Annotated in this window: 16 protein-coding genes; 10 read left to right on the top strand and 6 right to left on the bottom strand. The window is 54.7% G+C overall.

The annotated features are described in order from the left end of the window. Positions 1 to 6 precede the first annotated feature (6 nt). A complete protein-coding gene (gene fruA / locus ACOTZD_RS02730; protein WP_003859344.1) occupies positions 7 to 1,692 on the top strand; it encodes a PTS fructose transporter subunit IIBC in 1,686 nt (561 codons plus the stop codon). Positions 1,693 to 1,738: 46 nt separating this feature from the next. On the opposite strand, the gene nfo is transcribed toward fruA, so the two are convergent. Together nfo and ACOTZD_RS02720 are read right to left on the bottom strand one after the other, a co-directional pair. Further along, complete coding sequence (gene nfo / locus ACOTZD_RS02725; RefSeq protein WP_003859342.1) at positions 1,739 to 2,596, bottom strand: deoxyribonuclease IV; 858 nt, start codon at positions 2,594 to 2,596, stop codon at positions 1,739 to 1,741. Between the two features lie 64 nt (positions 2,597 to 2,660). Beyond that, positions 2,661 to 3,707 carry a YeiH family protein gene (locus tag ACOTZD_RS02720; RefSeq protein WP_003859339.1) on the bottom strand — a complete coding sequence of 349 codons (1,047 nt, stop codon included), beginning with the start codon at positions 3,705 to 3,707 and terminating at the stop codon, positions 2,661 to 2,663. Positions 3,708 to 3,804: 97 nt separating this feature from the next. On the opposite strand from ACOTZD_RS02720, the gene yieE reads away from it, so the two are divergent. Continuing rightward, a complete protein-coding gene (gene yieE / locus ACOTZD_RS02715) occupies positions 3,805 to 4,671 on the top strand; it encodes a DNA-binding transcriptional regulator YeiE (RefSeq protein WP_003859337.1) in 867 nt (288 codons plus the stop codon). Between the two features lie 170 nt (positions 4,672 to 4,841). Next, positions 4,842 to 6,308 (top strand): amino acid permease, encoded by a 1,467-nt coding sequence (locus ACOTZD_RS02710; protein ID WP_003859336.1) that lies wholly within the window; start codon positions 4,842 to 4,844, stop codon positions 6,306 to 6,308. Positions 6,309 to 6,365: 57 nt separating this feature from the next. On the opposite strand, the gene ACOTZD_RS02705 is transcribed toward ACOTZD_RS02710, so the two are convergent. Further along, on the bottom strand, positions 6,366 to 8,351 hold the full coding sequence (locus ACOTZD_RS02705; protein ID WP_421636247.1) for a ligand-gated channel protein: 1,986 nt from the start codon (positions 8,349 to 8,351) through the stop codon (positions 6,366 to 6,368). Between the two features lie 268 nt (positions 8,352 to 8,619). Then, positions 8,620 to 9,447: an S-formylglutathione hydrolase gene (gene fghA, locus ACOTZD_RS02700; protein ID WP_174402076.1), complete on the bottom strand. Its 828-nt coding sequence runs from the start codon at positions 9,445 to 9,447 to the stop codon at positions 8,620 to 8,622. A 137-nt stretch (positions 9,448 to 9,584) separates the two neighbouring features. Between fghA and ACOTZD_RS02695 the strand changes: the two genes are divergently transcribed. The 7 genes from ACOTZD_RS02695 to mglC all read left to right on the top strand — a co-directional run bounded on the left by ACOTZD_RS02695 (position 9,585) and on the right by mglC (position 17,778). After that, entirely contained in the window at positions 9,585 to 10,733 is a 1,149-nt protein-coding gene (locus tag ACOTZD_RS02695; protein WP_048240461.1) for a YbfB/YjiJ family MFS transporter, read from the top strand. Positions 10,734 to 10,835: 102 nt separating this feature from the next. Next, the gene (gene folE, locus ACOTZD_RS02690; protein WP_003859328.1) at positions 10,836 to 11,504 is read left to right on the top strand and encodes a GTP cyclohydrolase I FolE; all 669 of its coding nucleotides are present in this window, start codon (positions 10,836 to 10,838) and stop codon (positions 11,502 to 11,504) included. Positions 11,505 to 11,522: 18 nt separating this feature from the next. Beyond that, the gene (yeiB, locus tag ACOTZD_RS02685; RefSeq protein ID WP_174402075.1) at positions 11,523 to 12,680 is read left to right on the top strand and encodes a DUF418 domain-containing protein YeiB; all 1,158 of its coding nucleotides are present in this window, start codon (positions 11,523 to 11,525) and stop codon (positions 12,678 to 12,680) included. A 155-nt stretch (positions 12,681 to 12,835) separates the two neighbouring features. Further along, a complete protein-coding gene (galS, locus tag ACOTZD_RS02680) occupies positions 12,836 to 13,858 on the top strand; it encodes an HTH-type transcriptional regulator GalS (protein ID WP_003859324.1) in 1,023 nt (340 codons plus the stop codon). Between the two features lie 295 nt (positions 13,859 to 14,153). Continuing rightward, complete coding sequence (mglB, locus tag ACOTZD_RS02675) at positions 14,154 to 15,152, top strand: galactose/glucose ABC transporter substrate-binding protein MglB (RefSeq protein ID WP_003859322.1); 999 nt, start codon at positions 14,154 to 14,156, stop codon at positions 15,150 to 15,152. Positions 15,153 to 15,231: 79 nt separating this feature from the next. Beyond that, the gene (gene mglA, locus ACOTZD_RS02670; RefSeq protein ID WP_003859320.1) at positions 15,232 to 16,752 is read left to right on the top strand and encodes a galactose/methyl galactoside ABC transporter ATP-binding protein MglA; all 1,521 of its coding nucleotides are present in this window, start codon (positions 15,232 to 15,234) and stop codon (positions 16,750 to 16,752) included. Between the two features lie 15 nt (positions 16,753 to 16,767). After that, positions 16,768 to 17,778, top strand: a complete 1,011-nt coding sequence (mglC, locus tag ACOTZD_RS02665; RefSeq protein WP_003859318.1) for a galactose/methyl galactoside ABC transporter permease MglC — start codon at positions 16,768 to 16,770, stop codon at positions 17,776 to 17,778. Between the two features lie 38 nt (positions 17,779 to 17,816). Here the strand turns inward: mglC and ACOTZD_RS02660 are convergent, their stop codons facing one another. Together ACOTZD_RS02660 and ACOTZD_RS02655 are read right to left on the bottom strand one after the other, a co-directional pair. Then, positions 17,817 to 18,254, bottom strand: a complete 438-nt coding sequence (locus ACOTZD_RS02660; protein ID WP_003859317.1) for a helix-turn-helix transcriptional regulator — start codon at positions 18,252 to 18,254, stop codon at positions 17,817 to 17,819. Then, entirely contained in the window at positions 18,251 to 19,600 is a 1,350-nt protein-coding gene (locus ACOTZD_RS02655; protein ID WP_045331150.1) for a type II toxin-antitoxin system HipA family toxin, read from the bottom strand. The genes ACOTZD_RS02660 and ACOTZD_RS02655 overlap by 4 nt, the downstream gene beginning before the upstream one ends. Positions 19,601 to 19,631: the final 31 nt, after the last annotated feature.

The following is a 19,631-nucleotide window of genomic DNA, read 5'->3' as shown; positions in this document are numbered from 1 at the left end:
GGAATAATGAAAACGCTGCTGATCATTGACTCCGGTCTCGGACAGGCTCGTGCCTATATGGCGAAGACCCTGCTGGGCGCGGCGGCACAAAAAGCGCACCTGGATATCATTGATAACCCGGGTGATGCTGAAATGGCGATTGTTCTGGGCGACAAAATCCCCGCTGACAGCGCCCTGAACGGCAAAAAAGTGTGGCTGGGTGATATTAATCGCGCGGTGGCACATCCTGAACTGTTTCTGAGCGAAGCAAAAGGTCATGCGACGGTTTACAGCGCACCTGTTGAGGCGGCGCCGGTTGCCGCCGTTGGGCCGAAACGCATTGTTGCGGTAACGGCCTGCCCGACAGGTGTGGCGCACACCTTTATGGCGGCTGAAGCCATTGAAACCGAAGCGAAAAAACGTGGCTGGTGGGTGAAGGTTGAAACTCGCGGCTCTGTTGGCGCGGGCAATGCCATCACGCCTGAAGAGGTGGCGGAAGCCGATCTGGTGATTGTGGCGGCGGATATCGAAGTGGATCTGGCGAAGTTTGCCGGCAAGCCGATGTACCGTACCTCTACCGGCCTGGCGCTGAAGAAGACCGCGCAGGAGTTTGATAAGGCGCTGGCAGAAGCCAAACCGTATCAGGCAACCGGTGCGGCTAAAACTGCGACTGAAGGGAAAAAAGAGTCTGCGGGTGCGTATCGTCACCTGCTGACCGGCGTGTCCTACATGCTGCCGATGGTGGTGGCGGGCGGCCTGTGTATTGCGCTCTCCTTCGCCTTTGGTATCGAGGCGTTTAAAGAGCCGGGCACGCTGGCGGCCGCGTTGATGCAGATTGGCGGCGGCTCCGCGTTTGCGCTGATGGTGCCAGTGCTGGCGGGCTTTATCGCCTTCTCCATTGCTGACCGTCCGGGTCTGACGCCGGGTCTTATCGGCGGTATGCTGGCCGTGAGCACCGGTTCTGGCTTTATCGGCGGTATCATTGCCGGTTTCCTCGCCGGTTATGTGGCGAAGCTGATCAGCTCGAAGCTGAAGCTGCCGCAGAGCATGGAAGCGCTGAAGCCTATCCTGATCATCCCGCTGATTTCCAGCCTGGTGGTCGGTCTGGCGATGATTTACCTGATCGGTAAGCCGGTCGCGGGCATTCTGGAAGGTCTGACCCACTGGCTGCAAACCATGGGGACGGCGAACGCGGTGCTGCTGGGCGCAATCCTCGGCGGTATGATGTGTACCGACATGGGTGGTCCGGTGAACAAAGCGGCATATGCGTTTGGCGTTGGCCTGCTGAGTACCCAGACCTACGCGCCGATGGCGGCGATCATGGCGGCAGGTATGGTGCCACCGCTGGCGCTTGGCCTGGCGACGATCATTGCCCGTCGTAAGTTCGATAAAGCGCAGCAGGAAGGCGGTAAAGCTGCGCTGGTGCTGGGCCTGTGCTTCATCACCGAAGGCGCAATTCCGTTTGCGGCGCGCGATCCAATGCGTGTTCTGCCGTGCTGTATCGTGGGTGGTGCGGTGACGGGGGCTATCTCCATGGCCGTAGGTGCGAAACTGATGGCGCCGCACGGCGGTCTGTTTGTCCTGCTGATCCCTGGCGCCATCACGCCGGTGCTGGGTTATCTGCTGGCGATTGTTGCCGGTACGCTGGTGGCGGGCCTCTCTTACGCGGTGCTGAAACGTCCGGAAGCGGAAGTTGTGGCGAAAGCAGCGTAAGCGGTAAGCAATAAAAAAGCCGGGTGCTAATGCAACCCGGCTTTTTTTATGCCGCCTGTTCAGCGGTTTGCTGTGCCTTCAGCCAGGCAATCTCTTCTGCCCAGATGTCCGGATTGATGGTTTCCAGCACCATCGGAATACCGTCGAAGCGAGCGTCCTGCATGATAAAGCGGAACGCATCGTGGCCGATGTTGCCTTCGCCCAGGCTGTGATGGCGGTCAACGCGGCTACCAAAGGCGCTTTTCGCATCGTTTAAGTGCATACCGCGAAGATATTTAAAACCAACAATACGCTCGAACTCCTCGAAGGTATTTTTTGTGGCCTCGGTTGTGCGCAGGTCATAACCGGCCGCAAACGCGTGGCAGGTATCAATGCACACGCCCACGCGGGATTTGTCTTCCACGCCGTCGATGATCGCCGCCAGATGCTCAAACTTAAAGCCGAGGTTGCTGCCCTGACCGGCGGTATTCTCAATCACCGCCGTCACGCCCTGGGTTTTATCCAGCGTCATGTTAATTGACTCGGCGATGCGCGCCAGACAGGCGTCTTCGTCGATTTGCATCAGATGGCTGCCGGGATGGAAATTCAGCAGCGTTAGCCCCAGTTGCTCACAGCGCTGAACCTCATCCAGGAACGCTTCGCGGGATTTTTCCAGCGCCTCGGCAACCGGGTGACCGAGGTTAATGAGGTAGCTGTCATGGGGAAGGATCTGGCCAGGCCCGTAGCCGTATTTCTCGCAGGCGGCTTTGAAGTCATCAATCACTTCCGCGGTGAGGGGAGCTGCGCGCCACTGGCGCTGGTTTTTGGTGAACAGGGCGAAAGCGGTCGCCTCGATTTCGGCGGCGCGAATGGCGGCATTCGCAAGGCCACCGGCAGCGCTGACGTGCGCTCCAACATATTTCATAAAAAGACTCCTGTTAACCCGAAATGCCTATGATAACGGGTTAACAGGAGAAGGACGAGATGGTTTATGCCAACAGGCTGTGTACCGCAAGGTTAATCGCACCGCCGCCAACTATCAGCCAGATGAACAGCACCAGCGCCATCAGCAGCGGTTTCGCCCCGGCTTTTTTCAGCGCGCTGACGTGCGTGGTGATGCCCAGCGCCGCCATTGCCATCGCCAGCAGGACCGTATCCAGCGTGACCAGCATATCCACCATCGCTTTTGGCAGCAGGTGGAAAGAGTTGAAGACAGCGACCACGATGAACAGGATCGCAAACCACGGAATGGTGATTTTGCTTTTCTCGCTGCCGCCTGCCGGAGCAAGCTGTTTAACCCGCGCCGCGAGGAAAATCAGGAACGGGGCCAGCATCATCACGCGCAGCATTTTGGCGATGACCGCCGCGTTTTCCGCTTCCGGGTTAATGGCGTGACCTGCCGCCACCACCTGCGCCACTTCGTGCATGGTTGAGCCGATATAAATGCCGTAGGTTTCCGGACTAAACCAGTGCGCCACCAGCGGATACATGGCCGGATACAGGAAGATCGCCAGCGTACCGAAGATAACTACCGTCGCGACGGCAACCGTGACTTTACTGGCTTCGGCTTTAACGACGGGTTCTGTTGCCAGTACCGCCGCCGCGCCGCAGATGCTGCTACCCGCACCGATCAGCCAGCTGGTCTGTTTGTCCAGCCCAAAGATCTTCTGGCCGATAAAGCACGCCAGTAAAAAGGTGCTCGAAAGGGTCAGGACGTCAATGGCAATCCCGCTGACCCCCACATCCGCAATCTGCGAAAAGGTGAGACGGAAGCCATAAAGGATGATCCCGAGACGTAATAAATGCTGCTTGGCGAAAATCACGCCGCCGTCGCAGGATTTCCAGATGTGCGGGTAAACGGTGTTCCCGACCACCATGCCGAGCAGAATGGCCAGCGTCAGGGCGCTGAACCCTGCACCGGCAACCGCCGGTATACTGCCGCCCCATAAGGCCACGCCGGTAACCACGGCGCTGAGCGCGAGACCCGGCACGAAGTGCCACACTGTACGATGATGTTGTAAGGTGATTTCTGACATAACCTTCTCCTTTGTCTGGCTAAAGGTTACGGCGCTCTGGCTTAAAAATAAAATTGATTATATATTTATAATCAATCTTTATAAGTGGTAAGCAACCATGCACATTACATTGCGTCAGCTGGAAGTTTTTGCCGAGGTGCTGAAAAGCGGCTCGACAACCCAGGCGTCACAAATGCTGGCGCTCTCGCAGTCCGCCGTTAGCGCGGCCTTGACCGATCTTGAAGGGCAACTGGGCGTCCAGCTTTTCGACAGGGTAGGGAAGCGGCTGGTGGTGAACGAACATGGCCGCCTGCTGTATCCGCGTGCCCTGGCTTTACTGGAGCAGGCGACGGAGATCGAACAGCTGTTCCGCGAGGACAACGGCGCTATTCGCGTCTACGCCAGCAGCACGATCGGTAACTACATCCTGCCGGAAGTGATTGCCCGCTACCGCCGGGATTTTCCGACCCTGCCGCTGGAGATGAGCGTCGGCAACAGCCAGGACGTGATCAACGCGGTGATTGATTTCCGCGTGGACATCGGGCTTATCGAAGGGCCGTGCCACAACGTGGATATCATTGCGGAGCCCTGGCTGGAGGATGAGCTGGTGGTGTTTGCCTCCCCGGCCTCTTCTTTACTCCAGGGCGAGGTCACGCTGGAGCGGCTGGCGCAAGCGCAGTGGATCCTGCGAGAGCAGGGCTCCGGCACGCGTGAGATTGTCGATTATCTACTGCTGTCCCATCTACCGCAGTTCCAGTTAGGGATGGAATTAGGTAACTCCGAGGCCATTAAGCATGCCGTACGCCATGGTCTGGGCATTAGCTGTCTTTCCCGACGGGTGATTGCCGAACAGCTGGAAACCGGCTCACTGGTTGAGATCCCCGTTCCGCTGCCGAAGCTGGTGCGCACGCTGTGGTGCATCCATCATCGTCAGAAACACCTTTCCAGCTCGCTCCAGCGTTTTCTGCGCTACTGCGAGATGTAAAAGCGCACCTCACCCTGGCCCTCTCCCCAAAGGGGAGAGGGAAAAATTATGCTTTACTTATAATCCTGGCCGAGTCATGAAGCTCTCTTATAACTGAGTATTTCTGCCGGAAGCAACGCAGATCGTCTGCTACAATCGCGCCTCATTTATTGAATGGACAGCATTTTCACATGGTTTCAGAAACTAAAACCACACAAGCGCCCGCGCTACGTCGCGCACTTAAGGCGCGTCACCTGACGATGATCGCCATTGGCGGCTCCATCGGTACGGGTCTTTTCGTTGCCTCTGGCGCAACAATTTCGGCAGCCGGCCCGGGTGGGGCATTATTCTCTTATATACTGATTGGCCTGATGGTCTACTTCCTGATGACCAGCCTGGGCGAACTGGCGGCATACATGCCGGTGTCTGGTTCGTTTTCGACCTACGGACAAAAATACGTTGAGGAAGGCTTCGGCTTCGCGCTGGGCTGGAACTACTGGTACAACTGGGCGGTGACCATCGCCGTTGACCTCGTCGCGGCACAGCTGGTAATGACCTGGTGGTTCCCGGACACGCCCGGCTGGATCTGGAGCGCCCTGTTCCTGGCGGTCATCTTCCTGCTGAACTACATCTCCGTGCGCGGTTTCGGCGAAGCGGAATACTGGTTCTCTTTGATTAAAGTGGCAACCGTCATCATCTTTATCGTCGTCGGTGTGGCGATGATCGTTGGTATTTTCAAAGGGGCTGAACCGGCGGGCTGGAGTAACTGGACAATAGGCGATGCGCCGTTTGCCGGGGGCTTCTCGGCGATGATTGGCGTGGCGATGATTGTCGGCTTCTCCTTCCAGGGTACCGAGTTGATTGGCATTGCGGCCGGTGAATCCGAAAACCCGGAGAAGAATATTCCGCGCGCGGTGCGTCAGGTGTTCTGGCGTATCCTGCTGTTCTATGTGTTCGCGATCCTGATTATCAGCCTGATCATTCCGTATACCGACCCAAGCCTGCTGCGTAACGACGTAAAAGACATCAGCGTCAGCCCGTTCACGCTGGTCTTCCAGCACGCGGGTCTGCTCTCAGCGGCGGCGGTGATGAACGCGGTGATCCTGACGGCGGTACTGTCTGCGGGTAACTCCGGGATGTACGCCTCCACCCGCATGCTCTACACCCTGGCCTGCGACGGTAAAGCGCCGCGTATTTTCTCGAAACTGTCTCGCGGTGGCGTGCCACGCAACGCGCTGTATGCGACCACGGTGATTGCGGGTCTCTGTTTCCTGACCTCCATGTTCGGCAACCAGACGGTCTACCTGTGGCTGCTGAACACCTCTGGTATGACGGGCTTCATTGCCTGGCTGGGCATTGCCATCAGCCACTACCGTTTCCGTCGCGGGTACGTCAAGCAGGGGCATGATCTGAATAACCTGCCGTACCGGTCAGGATTCTTCCCGCTGGGGCCGATCTTCGCCTTCGTTCTGTGCCTGATTATTACCCTGGGTCAGAACTATGAGGCCTTCCTTGCGGACACCATTGACTGGGGCGCCGTCACGGCCACCTATATTGGCATTCCGCTGTTCCTGATCATCTGGTTTGGCTACAAACTGACGAAAGGAACACGCTTCGTTCGCTACAGTGAAATGGATTTCCCGGAACGATTTAAATAATAACCGCACTTACTCTCTTTTAGCCCGCTCAGTTGAGCGGGCTTTTTTATGGGCAGATCAGAAGCTGTAGGTCATGCCAACGGTATAGCGGCGGCCATCCAGCACGGTGTCATACGTATCGTAATCAATCTGCTTATCGAGCACGTTATACACACCGGCAGTAACCAGCAGGTTTTTGTTGGCGTTGTAGCGCATACCGACATCAACCTGAGTGTAGGACGGCGTACCCTGGGACATTGACGTGCGGCTCAGGTACTCAGACGTTTTACCGCGCAGGTTCAGACGGCTCCAGAACCCGACGTCTGGCGTCGCCTGCCAGTCCAGGGTGGTGTTGAACATGTGTTTCGGCATTTTGTTCAGCGGCTTGCCGGAGAACTGGCCGCTCTTCTGCTCGGACTCTGTATAGGTGTAGTTTGCAGTCCAGTTCACATCACGCGTGATCTTCCACCCGAAGGAGGACTCCACACCGCGCATGTTGGCTTTGTCCACGTTGACGCGATCGCTGACGAAATCATAGCTGTGACCGCCAATCGTACAGGCGGGATCGGCGCTGCTGTTACAGCGGCGAACTTCCGTAATTTTGTCCTTGAAGTCGGTATTAAACAGCGTTACGCCGGCATTCAGGTTATCGTTGTTATCCCAGAGCAGGGCGAGCTCTTCGCTCAGACTCTTCTCTGGTTTCAGATCCGGGTTGCCGACGATGATACCGTCAAGACGGCCGCCACCTGTCACCTGGCCCCAGCTGGCAGACGACTGACGCAGATCCGGCGCACGATAGCCAGCAGAAACCCCGCCTTTCAACGTCCACTGATCGGCCAGGTGCCATACGCCGTAACCGCGCGGCGTCCAGTTAGTACCGTAGTTTTGGTCTTTGTCCATACGCAGGCCGCCGGTCAACGTAAAGCTTTCCGTCATTGACCATTCATCTTCGGCAAACAGGGCCCAGCTCCAGCGCGTCAGTTTGTTCAGGCCGTCAGCAGCTTCCAGCTGATTACCGTTGTCGCGCAGTTTCTCATAGCGATACTGCCCGCCGAGGGTCAACGTATGATCGCCGAGGAAAATCTGGTTCTGGTTGTTGAAGGTGGTGTTATAGGAGCGCATTTCGCGACCTGGATTATTGGTCTCTTCCTGCTGGATATAGCTGGTGGTATTGAAGTCTTCGTAATAACCACTGTGGGTTAACGAGTAGGTCGTGTGCTCATAGCGTGAGTCGCTTTTGGTATTTGGCGTACAGGTTGTTCCCCGGCAGGTTTCAGCCGCTTTCGACATCCCCGGGGTGCTGTTTCTGTCCTGAAGTTCGCGCGCAAAGTCGAGGTCGAAATCGTTCTTCTCGTCCGGCGTGAAGTTCAGCGTAATGCCACCGTTACGCATTTTCTGCTCGTTATAGCCGTTCACGATTTTATCTTCTGCGCGGCGTGACAACAGCCCCGTCACCTTTGCGCCCAGAAGTCCGTCGATCAGGGGACCAGAGGCGTAGGCGTTGGTCTGGAAGATATCGCCGGAATCATGATTTTCCTGGAAGGTTGCATCGCCATGCAACGAACCGGTCCAGGCTTTGGTGTTCGAGACTTTTTTGGTAATGACGTTAATGACGCCACCCATCGCATCGGAGCCGTAAAGCGAGGACATCGGGCCGCGGATGACCTCGATGCGCTCAATGGACTCCAGCGGCGGCAGCCAGCCTTGTTCAATACCCGAGTTGTCGCTGTTGGGGCGGGTGCTTCGCGTACTGACGCGTTTGCCGTTCACCAGGAACAGGGTGTACTGAGAGGCCATGCCGCGAATACTGATATCACTGCTGCTCCCGCCGCCAGTGACGACAACGCCCGGGACATCTCTCAGGGCATCGGTAACATCACGGTAGGCTTTATCTTCAATCTGCTGTTTTGAAATCACAGAGATGGAGGCGGGGGCATTCTGGATCTTTTGTTCAAAACCCGTTGCAGTGACGACAACGGTCTCCTGATCGGCTGCGTGAACGAAGGGGGAACATGTGGCAGCGCCAATGGCGACGGCCAGGAGCTTAATGCGTGGTATTGTCATTTGTACATTCCGTATAAAAATGAAAAAAACTCCATCGGGATAACCCTGAGAACTGTATGTTTTTGTCTTGTAAGAACTCTTTGAGATGGAGAAGAGCCTGGAATTGTACAAAAGAATGTAGAATTGTAAACACAAATGATAATTGAAATCATTTGTGTTTGAGTGATGACGACGGAAAACAGGCTGGATTCAAGCGGATAGAAGTATGTAAAGAGGGGGAGGGGAAAGACCCGGCAGGCAGGAGGCGCTACCGGGCAAAAGGCGGAACTTACCTGAACAGATGCTCCGCATGGAAGCGGAGATGATCCTCAATAAAGGACGCCATGAAGTAATAGCTGTGGTCGTATCCCGGTTGAATGCGCAGCGTTAGCGGCCAGTCCTTCTGGCGCGCGGCTTCCGCCAGCACCGCAGGCTGTAACTGCCCGGCGAGGAACTGATCGGCATCACCCTGATCCACCAGCATCGGGATAGCGTCTTCTGACTGGCTCGCCAGCATCAGCGCGCAGCTATCCCATTCCTGCCATATCTTTACATCTTCACCCAGATAGTGCCTAAAGGCTTTTTGCCCCCACGGCACCTGCGTTGGGTTCACAATCGGCGCAAATGCGGACACGCTGGTGTATTTCCCCGGATTTTTCAGCGCCATTATCAGCGCCCCGTGGCCACCCATCGAATGTCCGCTTATCGCGCAGCGCTCGCTGACCGCGAACTGAGAGTGCACCAGGGCAGGCAGTTCATCGCGAATGTAGTCATACATGCGGTAATGGCTCGCCCACGGTTGTTCCGTGGCGTTGAGATAGAAGCCAGCGCCTTTACCCAAGTCGTATCCGGCATCGTCGGCCACGTCCTCGCCACGCGGGCTGGTATCTGGCATCACCAGCGCAATGCCCAGTTCGGCGGCAATACGCTGGGCGCCCGCTTTGGTGGTGAAGTTTTCGTCGTTGCAGGTCAGGCCTGAAAGCCAGTACAGCACCGGTGGATTGTCCGCAGGGGGCAGGAAAATGCTGAACGTCATAGCACAATTCAGCGTGGTGGAGTCGTGCCGCCAGCGCTGCTGTCGACCTTCAAAACAACGATGCTCTTCGAGCAGTTCCATGCAGGGCTCCTTATACGAAAGACTATTCATAAAACGCATAATACAGAGTTTTCATTGACCTGTGAGCAACTTTCACTTTCGCAGGACGGCGAGATGTTGCATCATAAATTTACTTTTCTTTAACAATTGGAGCGATCATGTCGCTGCGTATCGCGCTCAGCGGATTTGTGGTTCTGGTCGTGGCGATGGGGATAGGACGCTTCGCCTTCACGCCTCAGGTGCCGCTGATGATAGCCGCCGGGCAACTCACGCTTACCAGCGCGGGGCTGGTGGCGGCAATGAACTATCTGGGCTATCTGGTGGGGGCATGGGATGCCATGCGCGCCCATCGCTTCGTTGAAACGCGCCTCTGGCTTGGCATCACCGGTGCGGTGGCGCTGACGCTGCTCTCCGCGGCGGCAGAGAATGCCGTCGTTCACGGTCTGCTGCGCTTTGTGATCGGCTGCATGAGCGGCTGGTCGATGGTGCTGATTGCCGCCTGGACCAACGAGCGGCTGGGGCAGCTGGGCAAACCGGGACTCAGTGCGGCCGTCTTTGCCGGACCCGGGGCCGGCATCGCCCTGAGCGGCCTGCTGGCGGTCTATATTCAGGCGAAATCCTTGTCCGCCGGGGCGGCATGGCAAATCTACGGCGTACTGGCGCTGGTGCTGATCGTACTGGTGGCGCGCTACCTGCCGCGCGCAGGTCAGCTTCATCGCCCTGGTACCGCGCCTGAGCCGTTGCTGCTGACTGCGGATCTCCGGCGTCTGGTCTGGAGCTACAGCCTGGCAGGGTTCGGCTATATCCTCCCGGCGACCTTTTTATCGCAAATGGCGGCGGTGCGTTTTCCCGGCAGCCTGTTTGCCCAGTTTGTCTGGCCAATATTTGGCGCCGCCTCGGTGGTGGGGATTGCGCTGAGCATTGCCCTGCGGCATACATCAAGCGCTAACCGCAGGCTGGCGATTGTTCTTTGGTTACAGGGGATTGGCGTGCTGGCGGCCTGGTTGCTGCCGGGCATAGGCGGCTTGCTGACGGGTGGGCTGCTGGTGGGCGGCGGGTTCCTCTGCGCCGTGCAGCTCTCTCTTCTGTACGGTCGCGAGCTGGCGCCAGACCACACGCGTTACATGGCGGGACTGCTAACCACCGGGTATGCCATTGGTCAGCTGGTGGGTCCGGTCACGTCGGCTCTGTCGACCTGGCTCACGCACCGTCTGGAACCTGCGCTGGGGCTGGCGGGGATCGCGCTGTTCGTTGGCGGAGCGTTAGTCTGGAACCGTCAGGCTGAAAGGCAACAGCAATTGCAATAATTATCGTCGTGAATACTGGATTATGTGCGTCGCCTCACGCACAATGAGCGCACACTTTTGCCACAACGAGGGCAAAAGACGCCACACCTGCAGGAGAAAAGAATGTCATCACTCAGTAAAGAAGCAGCCCTTGTCCATGAAGCGCTGGTTGCGCGCGGTCTTGAAACGCCACTGCGCCCGCCCGTGCAGGAGCTGGACAATGTTACCCGCAAGCGTCTGATCGCCGGCCATATGACGGAGATCATGCAACTGCTGAATCTCGATCTGAGCGACGACAGCCTGATGGAGACGCCGCACCGCATCGCGAAGATGTACGTCGACGAAATTTTCTCCGGCCTGGATTACGCGAACTTCCCGAAAATCACCGTCATTGAAAATAAGATGAAGGTCGATGAGATGGTGACGGTACGCGATATCACGCTGACCAGCACCTGCGAGCATCACTTTGTGACCATCGATGGTAAAGCGACGGTGGCCTATATTCCAAAAGATACGGTCATTGGCCTGTCCAAGATCAACCGCATCGTGCAGTTCTTTGCCCAGCGTCCGCAGGTGCAGGAACGTCTGACGCAGCAGATCCTGACCGCACTGCAAACCCTGTTGGGGACTAACAATGTGGCGGTGTCTATCGACGCGGTGCACTACTGCGTGAAAGCGCGCGGCGTGCGTGATGCTACCAGCGCAACCACCACCACTTCGCTGGGCGGCCTGTTCAAATCGAGCCAGAACACCCGCCAGGAGTTCCTGCGCGCCGTGCGTCACCACAACTAATCAGACAGGGCAGGGACCATGGAGCGAAACGTCACGCTCGATTTTGTTCGCGGCGTCGCCATTCTCGGTATCCTGCTGCTGAATATCAGCGCCTTCGGTCTGCCGAAGGCCGCCTATCTGAATCCTGCGTGGTATGGCGACATCACGCGTAGCGACGCCTGGACGTGGGCAATCCTCGATCTCTTTGCACAGGTGAAATTCCTGACCCTCTTTGCGCTTCTGTTTGGCGCGGGACTTCAGCTTCTCCTCAAACGCGGTACGCGCTGGATCCAGTCGCGTTTAACGCTGCTGGTTATCCTCGGTTTTATTCACGGGCTGCTTTTCTGGGACGGCGATATTCTGCTCGCGTATGGTCTGGTGGGCCTGATTTGCTGGCGGCTGATCCGCGACGCACCCGGTGTGAAAAGCCTGTTTAACACCGGCGTGATGCTCTATGTCATGGGACTGGCCGTGTTATTGCTGCTTGGCATGATTGCCGATGATTCCACCAGTCGTTCATGGATCCCGGATGCGGCCAACCTGCAATATGAGCAGTTCTGGAAGCTGAAAGGCGGCATGGAAGCGATCGGCAACCGGGCCGATATGCTCGGCGATAACCTGCTGGCGCTGAGCGCGCAATACGGCTGGCAGCTGGCGGGGATGATGCTGATGGGTGCAGCCCTGATGCGCACCGGCTGGCTGAAAGGGGAATTTAGCCTGCGACACTATCGTCGTACGGGTGCAGGGCTGGTGCTGCTCGGCGTGATCATCAACCTCCCGGCGGTGATGATGCAGTGGCATCTACAATGGGATTACCGTTGGTGTGCGTTCCTGTTGCAGGTGCCGCGCGAACTGAGCGCGCCGTTCCAGACCATTGGCTATGCGGCGCTGATCTATGGCTTCTGGCCCCAGCTTTCTCGCCTGTGGATCGTCAGTGCGGTGGCCTGCGTCGGGCGGATGGCGTTAAGCAATTACATCCTGCAAACGCTGATATGCACCACGCTTTTCTACCGATTCGGCCTGTTTATGAAATTCGATCGCCTGACGCTGCTGGCGTTTGTTATTCCGGTCTGGATTGTTAACGTGGTGTTTTCAGTTGTCTGGCTGCGTTTTTTCCGTCAGGGCCCGCTGGAATGGGCATGGCGACAGTTAACCGCTCGTGCTTCGGGCGTGTCATTGCGTAATACATCCAGATAACGATCTGGATCACAATCATTAACAAAACGGATGTAAGCGTTTTCATCTGTGTGAGCTTCTTCACGTAGTCTCCTCTCTCTCGCTGCCAGAATAGCCACCTTGCTAAACACAGGGGGTGTCTGTGAGTTGCTGCAATCCTTTAAAGGGTGGTGAATATGATCACCATTCGTGACGTCGCCCGCCAGGCGGGTGTTTCTGTTGCTACTGTCTCCCGTGTGCTGAACAACAGTGCGCTGGTCAGCCCTGAAACGCGTGAAACCGTAATGAAAGCCGTGACCCAGCTGGGGTACCGGCCAAACGCCAATGCCCAGGCGCTGGCGACGCAGGTCAGCGATACCATTGGCGTAGTGGTGATGGACGTGTCGGACGCCTTCTTCGGCGCGCTGGTCAAAGCGGTGGATGTGGTTGCCCAGCAGCACCAGAAATATGTGCTGATTGGCAACAGCTATCACGAGGCTGAAAAAGAGCGTTATGCCATTGAGGTACTGATCCGCCAGCGCTGTAACGCCCTGATTGTGCACTCAAAAGCCCTGAGCGATGAAGAGCTAGCCGGGTTTATGGAGCAGATCCCCGGCATGGTGCTGATCAACCGTATCGTCCCCGGCTACGCGCATCGCTGCGTCGGTCTGGATAACATCAGCGGCGCGATGATGGCGACGCGGATGCTCATCAGCAACGGCCATCAGCGCATAGGTTATCTGGCTTCCAGCCACGGTATTGAAGACGACATGATGCGCCGCGAGGGCTGGCAAAACGCCCTGAAAGAGCAGGGCATTGCGCCGCTGGAGAGCTGGGTAGGTACCGGTTCGCCGGACATGCAGGGCGGTGAAGCGGCAATGGTTGAACTGCTGGGGCGTAATCTTCAGCTGACGGCCGTGTTTGCCTATAACGACAGCATGGCGGCAGGTGCGCTTACCGCGCTGAAAGATAATGGCATTGCGGTACCGCAGCATTTATCGCTGATCGGTTTTGATGATATCCCCATTGCCCGTTACACCGATCCGCAGCTGACAACGGTACGTTATCCCATTGCGTCGATGGCGAAACTGGCGACAGAGCTGGCGTTACAGGGGGCGGCTGGGCTGTTAGATCCTGACGCAACGCATTGTTTTATGCCGACTTTAGTACGCCGCCATTCGGTCGCTATCCGGCAAACTGTGGCTCCGATCACTAACTGATAACATCACGTGATGTAACCGTTTTCAATCTGTGAGTAAATTCACAGTATCTTAACAAGCCGCTGTCTATGATGTCAGCGTTTTAGGGGCTGAAACACAATGTAACGGTGATTATTCACTTTTACCGTTATCACAATGCCTCAAACAACGAATAAAACGCATTTCTGGAGCGTTACCGAACACGGAAGCTGGACATTTTATAAGTGAACTTCGGCGATCAGTAACGTTTTATTAACATCTGCCCGCCGACCGTTTTTCACAAGAACTACCCTGCATAAAAAAAACCGGAGATACCATGAATAAGAAGGTGTTGACTCTGTCTGCTGTCATGGCAAGCATGCTTTTTGGCGCAGCAGCACACGCAGCGGATACCCGTATTGGCGTGACTATCTATAAATACGACGATAACTTCATGTCCGTTGTGCGTAAAGCAATTGAAAAAGATGCTAAATCAGCGCCAGACGTGCAACTGCTGATGAATGACTCCCAGAATGACCAGTCCAAACAGAACGATCAGATTGACGTTCTTCTGGCAAAAGGCGTGAAAGCGCTGGCTATTAACCTGGTTGACCCGGCTGCGGCAGGCACGGTGATCGAGAAAGCGCGCGGCCAGAACGTGCCAATTGTCTTCTTCAACAAAGAACCTTCCCGTAAAGCGCTGGACAGCTACGACAAAGCGTATTACGTGGGTACCGACTCCAAAGAGTCCGGGATTATCCAGGGCGATCTGATTGCGAAACACTGGGCGGCGAACCCAAACTGGGATCTGAACAAAGATGGTCAGATTCAGTTCGTTCTGCTGAAAGGCGAACCGGGCCATCCAGATGCTGAAGCACGTACCACCTACGTTATTAAAGAGCTGAACGACAAGGGCCTTAAAACCCAGCAGCTGGCGTTAGACACCGCAATGTGGGATACCGCTCAGGCGAAAGATAAGATGGACGCGTGGCTGTCCGGCCCTAACGCCAACAAAATTGAAGTGGTCATTGCCAACAACGATGCGATGGCAATGGGTGCGGTAGAAGCGCTGAAAGCACACAACAAATCCGCGATTCCTGTATTCGGTGTGGATGCCCTGCCAGAAGCGCTGGCGCTGGTGAAATCTGGCGCTATGGCCGGTACCGTACTGAACGATGCCAACAACCAGGCGAAAGCCACCTTCGATCTGGCGAAAAACCTGGCCGATGGTAAAGGTGCCGCTGACGGGACTAACTGGAAAGTTGACAACAAAATCGTTCGCGTTCCTTACGTGGGCGTAGACCAGTCCAACCTGGCTGAGTTTATCGGTAAATAAGTTATCTGCATTGTCTTCACTGGGCGCAATTCGTTGCGCCCTTTTATAACGCGATATGCGAGGCCAACAAGGTATAATTATGGTCAGCACAACTACTCAGTCGTCCGGTGAATACTTGTTGGAAATGACCGGTGTCAATAAGTCATTCCCCGGTGTTAAGGCGCTCGATAATGTTAATTTAAAAGTTCGTCCTCACTCTATTCATGCATTAATGGGTGAAAACGGTGCGGGTAAATCAACATTATTAAAATGCCTTTTTGGGATCTATCAAAAAGATTCTGGCAGCATTCTTTTTCAGGGAAAAGAGATCGACTTCCATTCAGCGAAAGAAGCGCTGGAGAACGGTATCTCGATGGTACACCAGGAATTAAACCTGGTCCTGCAACGTTCAGTTATGGATAATATGTGGTTGGGTCGTTATCCAACCAAAGGTGTCTTTGTCGATCAGGATAAAATGTATCGCGACACCAAAGCCATTTTTGATGAGCTGGATATTGATATCGACCCGCGCGCCCGCGTCGGGACATTATCCGTTTCCCAGATGCAGATGATCGAAATTGCCAAAGCGTTCTCCTATGATGCGAAAATTGTGATCATGGATGAACCGACATCGTCATTAACGGAAAAAGAGGTTAACCACCTTTTTACCATTATTCGTAAGCTGAAAGATCGCGGCTGTGGCATTGTCTATATCTCACATAAAATGGAAGAGATCTTCCAGCTGTGCGATGAAATCACCATCCTGCGCGACGGTCAGTGGATTGCCACCCAGCCGCTGGAAGGGCTGGACATGGACAAGATCATCGCCATGATGGTTGGCCGTTCTCTGAACCAGCGCTTCCCGGATAAAGAAAACAAGCCAGGCGAAGTGATTCTGGAGGTGCGTAACCTGACCTCGCTGCGTCAGCCGTCTATCCGCGATGTCTCTTTCGATCTGCACAAGGGGGAGATCCTTGGCATCGCAGGGCTGGTGGGCGCTAAGCGCACCGATATCGTGGAAACCCTGTTTGGTATCCGTGAGAAAGCCGAAGGCACCATTACGCTGCACGGTAAGAAGATCAACAACCACAACGCCAACGAAGCCATTAATAATGGCTTTGCGCTGGTGACGGAAGAGCGTCGTTCCACCGGTATTTACGCTTATCTGGATATTAACTTTAACTCGTTAATTTCTAATATTCGCAATTACAAAAACAAGGTCGGGCTGCTGGATAATTCCCGCATGAAGAGCGATACCCAGTGGGTGATTGACTCCATGCGCGTGAAAACGCCGGGCCACCGCACGCAAATTGGCTCACTTTCGGGAGGAAACCAGCAGAAAGTCATTATTGGTCGCTGGCTATTAACCCAGCCTGAAATTCTGATGCTGGATGAACCTACGCGCGGTATCGACGTGGGTGCAAAATTCGAGATTTATCAGCTTATCGCAGAGCTGGCGAAAAAAGATAAAGGGATCATTATTATTTCTTCCGAAATGCCGGAATTGTTAGGGATCACAGACCGTATTCTGGTTATGAGCAATGGTCTCGTTGCCGGTATTGTTGAAACCAAAACGACAACGCAAAACGAAATTTTGCGTCTTGCGTCTTTGCACCTTTAAGATCAGGGGCTCCTCATGAGTGCGTTAAATAAAAAAAGTTTTCTCACTTATCTGAAAGAAGGCGGTATTTACGTTGTTCTTTTAGTCTTGCTGGCGATTATTATTTTCCAGGACCCTACGTTCTTAAGTCTGCTGAACTTGAGTAACATTCTGACCCAGTCTTCCGTACGTATTATTATCGCGCTTGGCGTGGCGGGACTTATCGTTACCCAGGGGACTGACCTTTCGGCAGGGCGCCAGGTGGGTCTGGCGGCGGTCATTGCGGCGACCCTGTTGCAGTCGATGGAAAACGCCAACAAGGTATTCCCGGAGATGGCGACCATGCCGATTTTCGTGGTGATCCTGATCGTGTGTGCCATCGGCGCGGTAATTGGCCTGATTAACGGCATCATCATTGCTTACCTGAACGTGACGCCATTCATCACTACGCTTGGCACGATGATCATCGTTTATGGTATCAACTCCCTGTACTACGATTTCGTCGGCGCGTCTCCAATCTCTGGCTTCGACAGCGGCTTCTCGACCTTCACGCAGGGGTTTGTTGCGCTCGGCAGCTTCCGTCTCTCCTATATCACCTTCTATGCGCTGATTGCGGTGGCATTCGTCTGGATCCTGTGGAACAAAACCCGCTTCGGTAAAAACATCTTTGCTATCGGCGGTAACCCGGAAGCGGCGAAGGTCTCCGGGGTCAACGTGGCTCTGAACCTGCTGATGATTTATGCCCTGTCCGGGGTCTTCTACGCCTTCGGCGGGATGCTGGAAGCAGGCCGTATCGGCTCTGCAACCAACAACCTCGGCTTTATGTACGAACTGGATGCGATTGCGGCCTGCGTGGTTGGCGGCGTCTCCTTCAGCGGCGGCGTGGGTACCGTGCTGGGCGTGGTGACCGGTGTGATCATCTTCACCGTTATCAACTACGGCCTGACCTACATCGGTGTGAACCCGTACTGGCAGTACATTATCAAGGGTGCGATCATCATCTTCGCGGTTGCCCTGGATTCACTGAAGTACGCGCGTAAGAAATAAGCGCTGGAATGAAAGAACCCGCAGCGATGCGGGTTTTTTTATGAGAAAAGTGAAGCGATAAGCGATTTTGAAACGGGCACTAGTCCGGTTTGAAGCCCAAAGGGTTTAAAGATTTTATTTATGACGTCAGCGGAATAATTGCCTCTGTTATTTTCTACATCCGACAATGTTTTCCGGGATACGCTGACCAGCTTTGCATATTCATCCTGCTTCAGCCCTAACACCTCGACCCTGAGCCTTTTCAGCGCCTCTCCCTGTGTGATTTTCCCCAGCAAAATGTCCCGTATGGCTGCATGCAGTACAGCCTGGCGATCGAGAGTACTAATCCGCGTTAAGCCTTGTGTAACGCGTTGCCTCTTCACTACCGATGGCTTATCCGGCTCTTCCGCCTCGTCATGATGTCGCTTTTTATTTACGCTGCGTACTTGAGCTAATGTCTGTAAAAGCTCTGATTCAGCTTCATTAGGTGTTTTCATAATAAACCCCAACGGGAAAGTTTATCCGGGATGTAGCGAAAACCCATCGCGGGCATTTCCATTATCTGTTCGGGAACGCCTCGCGCCGCCAGCCTTTCCGGGAGATCAATAAGCTGAACGGCTGTTTCATGCAGAGCATCAAGTAATGTTGCGGGAGGGATCCACTCCGCCAGCGTTTGTGCGATAGTGTTGAAATTATAATCCCCCCCTGATTCGCAAGATAATGACCACTTCAGGGTTCTTGGTATCCCTTCAGGATCGGCTTTCATCGGCGCAAAGTCATATACAGGGGAGAGCATAATTTGATTTTCAGCCTTCACAAAGGCGGTATTTCGCCCATGGTTGTCACTATTTCCAAAAATAATATTTAGCAGATCGCGACGCACCCATTCTGTTACAAATCCCGGAATATCAAACTGATAACCCTGCTGCTGGACCATATGGCTGGAGGTGATTTTATTAATTAACGCGCGCAACGTTGTCTCATGATCAAGGAGGGTGCCGGGTGCCTTTTGTAATAGCGAATACACCGATTCCATACCCAGCCTGACCAGTTGGTCCTGCTCATTTCTCACTATGTCGAAACGCGGTAACCACAGAGACGGGTAATGGCTACCTTCTTCAAGGCGCATTGTTTCCACTGGGATCGTGGAAAAACCCATCGCGTTAAGCTCATGATAATAATGGAATTCAGCTCGCAGAATATTACAATCCACTTCTGTCCTGTTACCGCGTGGATATTTAACCAAATAATAGCGGTCCCGGTTATCCGGCTCGTTTTGCCAGGTATCGATCCAGATGGCATCAGTTTCACTACAGCGCAGCAAAAGTTTAGGCGCTTCACCGCCAGCACCGGTTGCACCACCCGCCGCCGCGCCTCTTTCCTGGGCATAATCCAGAAAATCGGCCGCACGATCGATGACGTCCGCAACCGTAAACGTTTTAGTGCTGGCGAATTTATTCCATTCTGGGACGGATTCCTTTATGCGCAAATTCCCCACAGGGGACATTGTGCCAAATTTCAGCAATAAGAAATTTTGCTGGCCAACGGGTAACTCACTGATGTCGAGCGCATTAATCCAGTAACGGCGGCTTGCTCCGGCGGGAATGATATCGTCGATAAATCGCAGCCAGCCCGGTTGGCCATGGTCATCAAAAAAGAGTGATACAGGGTGATTGACTGAGACTGCGTGAAAATCATCATAGTCGAGAAAATTAATCGCATACTCAGTAAGATAGTCTAACTGCGTGATATTCCAGTCATTTTTTTCACTTCCAGGATATTTGATGAGAGCGATATCCGTCCATGTTTCGTTCAGATATGCCTGTACGGTTAACGTCTCCATCTCACCTCCATAACGCGACAATGTGTAAAAT

This window comes from Enterobacter cloacae complex sp. SHL022 (genome assembly GCF_049237785.1).
Lineage (GTDB): Bacteria > Pseudomonadota > Gammaproteobacteria > Enterobacterales > Enterobacteriaceae > Enterobacter > Enterobacter hormaechei_C.
The sequence above is the reverse complement of the archived record's forward strand: the minus strand, read 5'-3'. Positions and strand labels throughout refer to the sequence as shown.

Excerpts from the sequence above, each read along its gene's own strand:
- mglC (WP_003859318.1), top strand. The coding sequence starts at position 16,768 with ATGAGTGCGTTAAATAAAAAAAGTTTTCTCACTTATCTGAAAGAAGGC.
- nfo (WP_003859342.1), bottom strand. The coding sequence starts at position 2,596 with ATGAAATATGTTGGAGCGCACGTCAGCGCTGCCGGTGGCCTTGCGAAT.
- ACOTZD_RS02720 (WP_003859339.1), bottom strand. The coding sequence starts at position 3,707 with ATGTCAGAAATCACCTTACAACATCATCGTACAGTGTGGCACTTCGTG.
- ACOTZD_RS02705 (WP_421636247.1), bottom strand. The coding sequence starts at position 8,351 with ATGACAATACCACGCATTAAGCTCCTGGCCGTCGCCATTGGCGCTGCC.
- ACOTZD_RS02655 (WP_045331150.1), bottom strand. The coding sequence starts at position 19,600 with ATGGAGACGTTAACCGTACAGGCATATCTGAACGAAACATGGACGGAT.
- mglB (WP_003859322.1), top strand. The coding sequence starts at position 14,154 with ATGAATAAGAAGGTGTTGACTCTGTCTGCTGTCATGGCAAGCATGCTT.
- ACOTZD_RS02660 (WP_003859317.1), bottom strand. The coding sequence starts at position 18,254 with ATGAAAACACCTAATGAAGCTGAATCAGAGCTTTTACAGACATTAGCT.
- fruA (WP_003859344.1), top strand. The coding sequence starts at position 7 with ATGAAAACGCTGCTGATCATTGACTCCGGTCTCGGACAGGCTCGTGCC.
- yeiB (WP_174402075.1), top strand. The coding sequence starts at position 11,523 with ATGGAGCGAAACGTCACGCTCGATTTTGTTCGCGGCGTCGCCATTCTC.
- ACOTZD_RS02695 (WP_048240461.1), top strand. The coding sequence starts at position 9,585 with ATGTCGCTGCGTATCGCGCTCAGCGGATTTGTGGTTCTGGTCGTGGCG.
- fghA (WP_174402076.1), bottom strand. The coding sequence starts at position 9,447 with ATGGAACTGCTCGAAGAGCATCGTTGTTTTGAAGGTCGACAGCAGCGC.
- galS (WP_003859324.1), top strand. The coding sequence starts at position 12,836 with ATGATCACCATTCGTGACGTCGCCCGCCAGGCGGGTGTTTCTGTTGCT.
- ACOTZD_RS02710 (WP_003859336.1), top strand. The coding sequence starts at position 4,842 with ATGGTTTCAGAAACTAAAACCACACAAGCGCCCGCGCTACGTCGCGCA.
- yieE (WP_003859337.1), top strand. The coding sequence starts at position 3,805 with ATGCACATTACATTGCGTCAGCTGGAAGTTTTTGCCGAGGTGCTGAAA.
- folE (WP_003859328.1), top strand. The coding sequence starts at position 10,836 with ATGTCATCACTCAGTAAAGAAGCAGCCCTTGTCCATGAAGCGCTGGTT.
- mglA (WP_003859320.1), top strand. The coding sequence starts at position 15,232 with ATGGTCAGCACAACTACTCAGTCGTCCGGTGAATACTTGTTGGAAATG.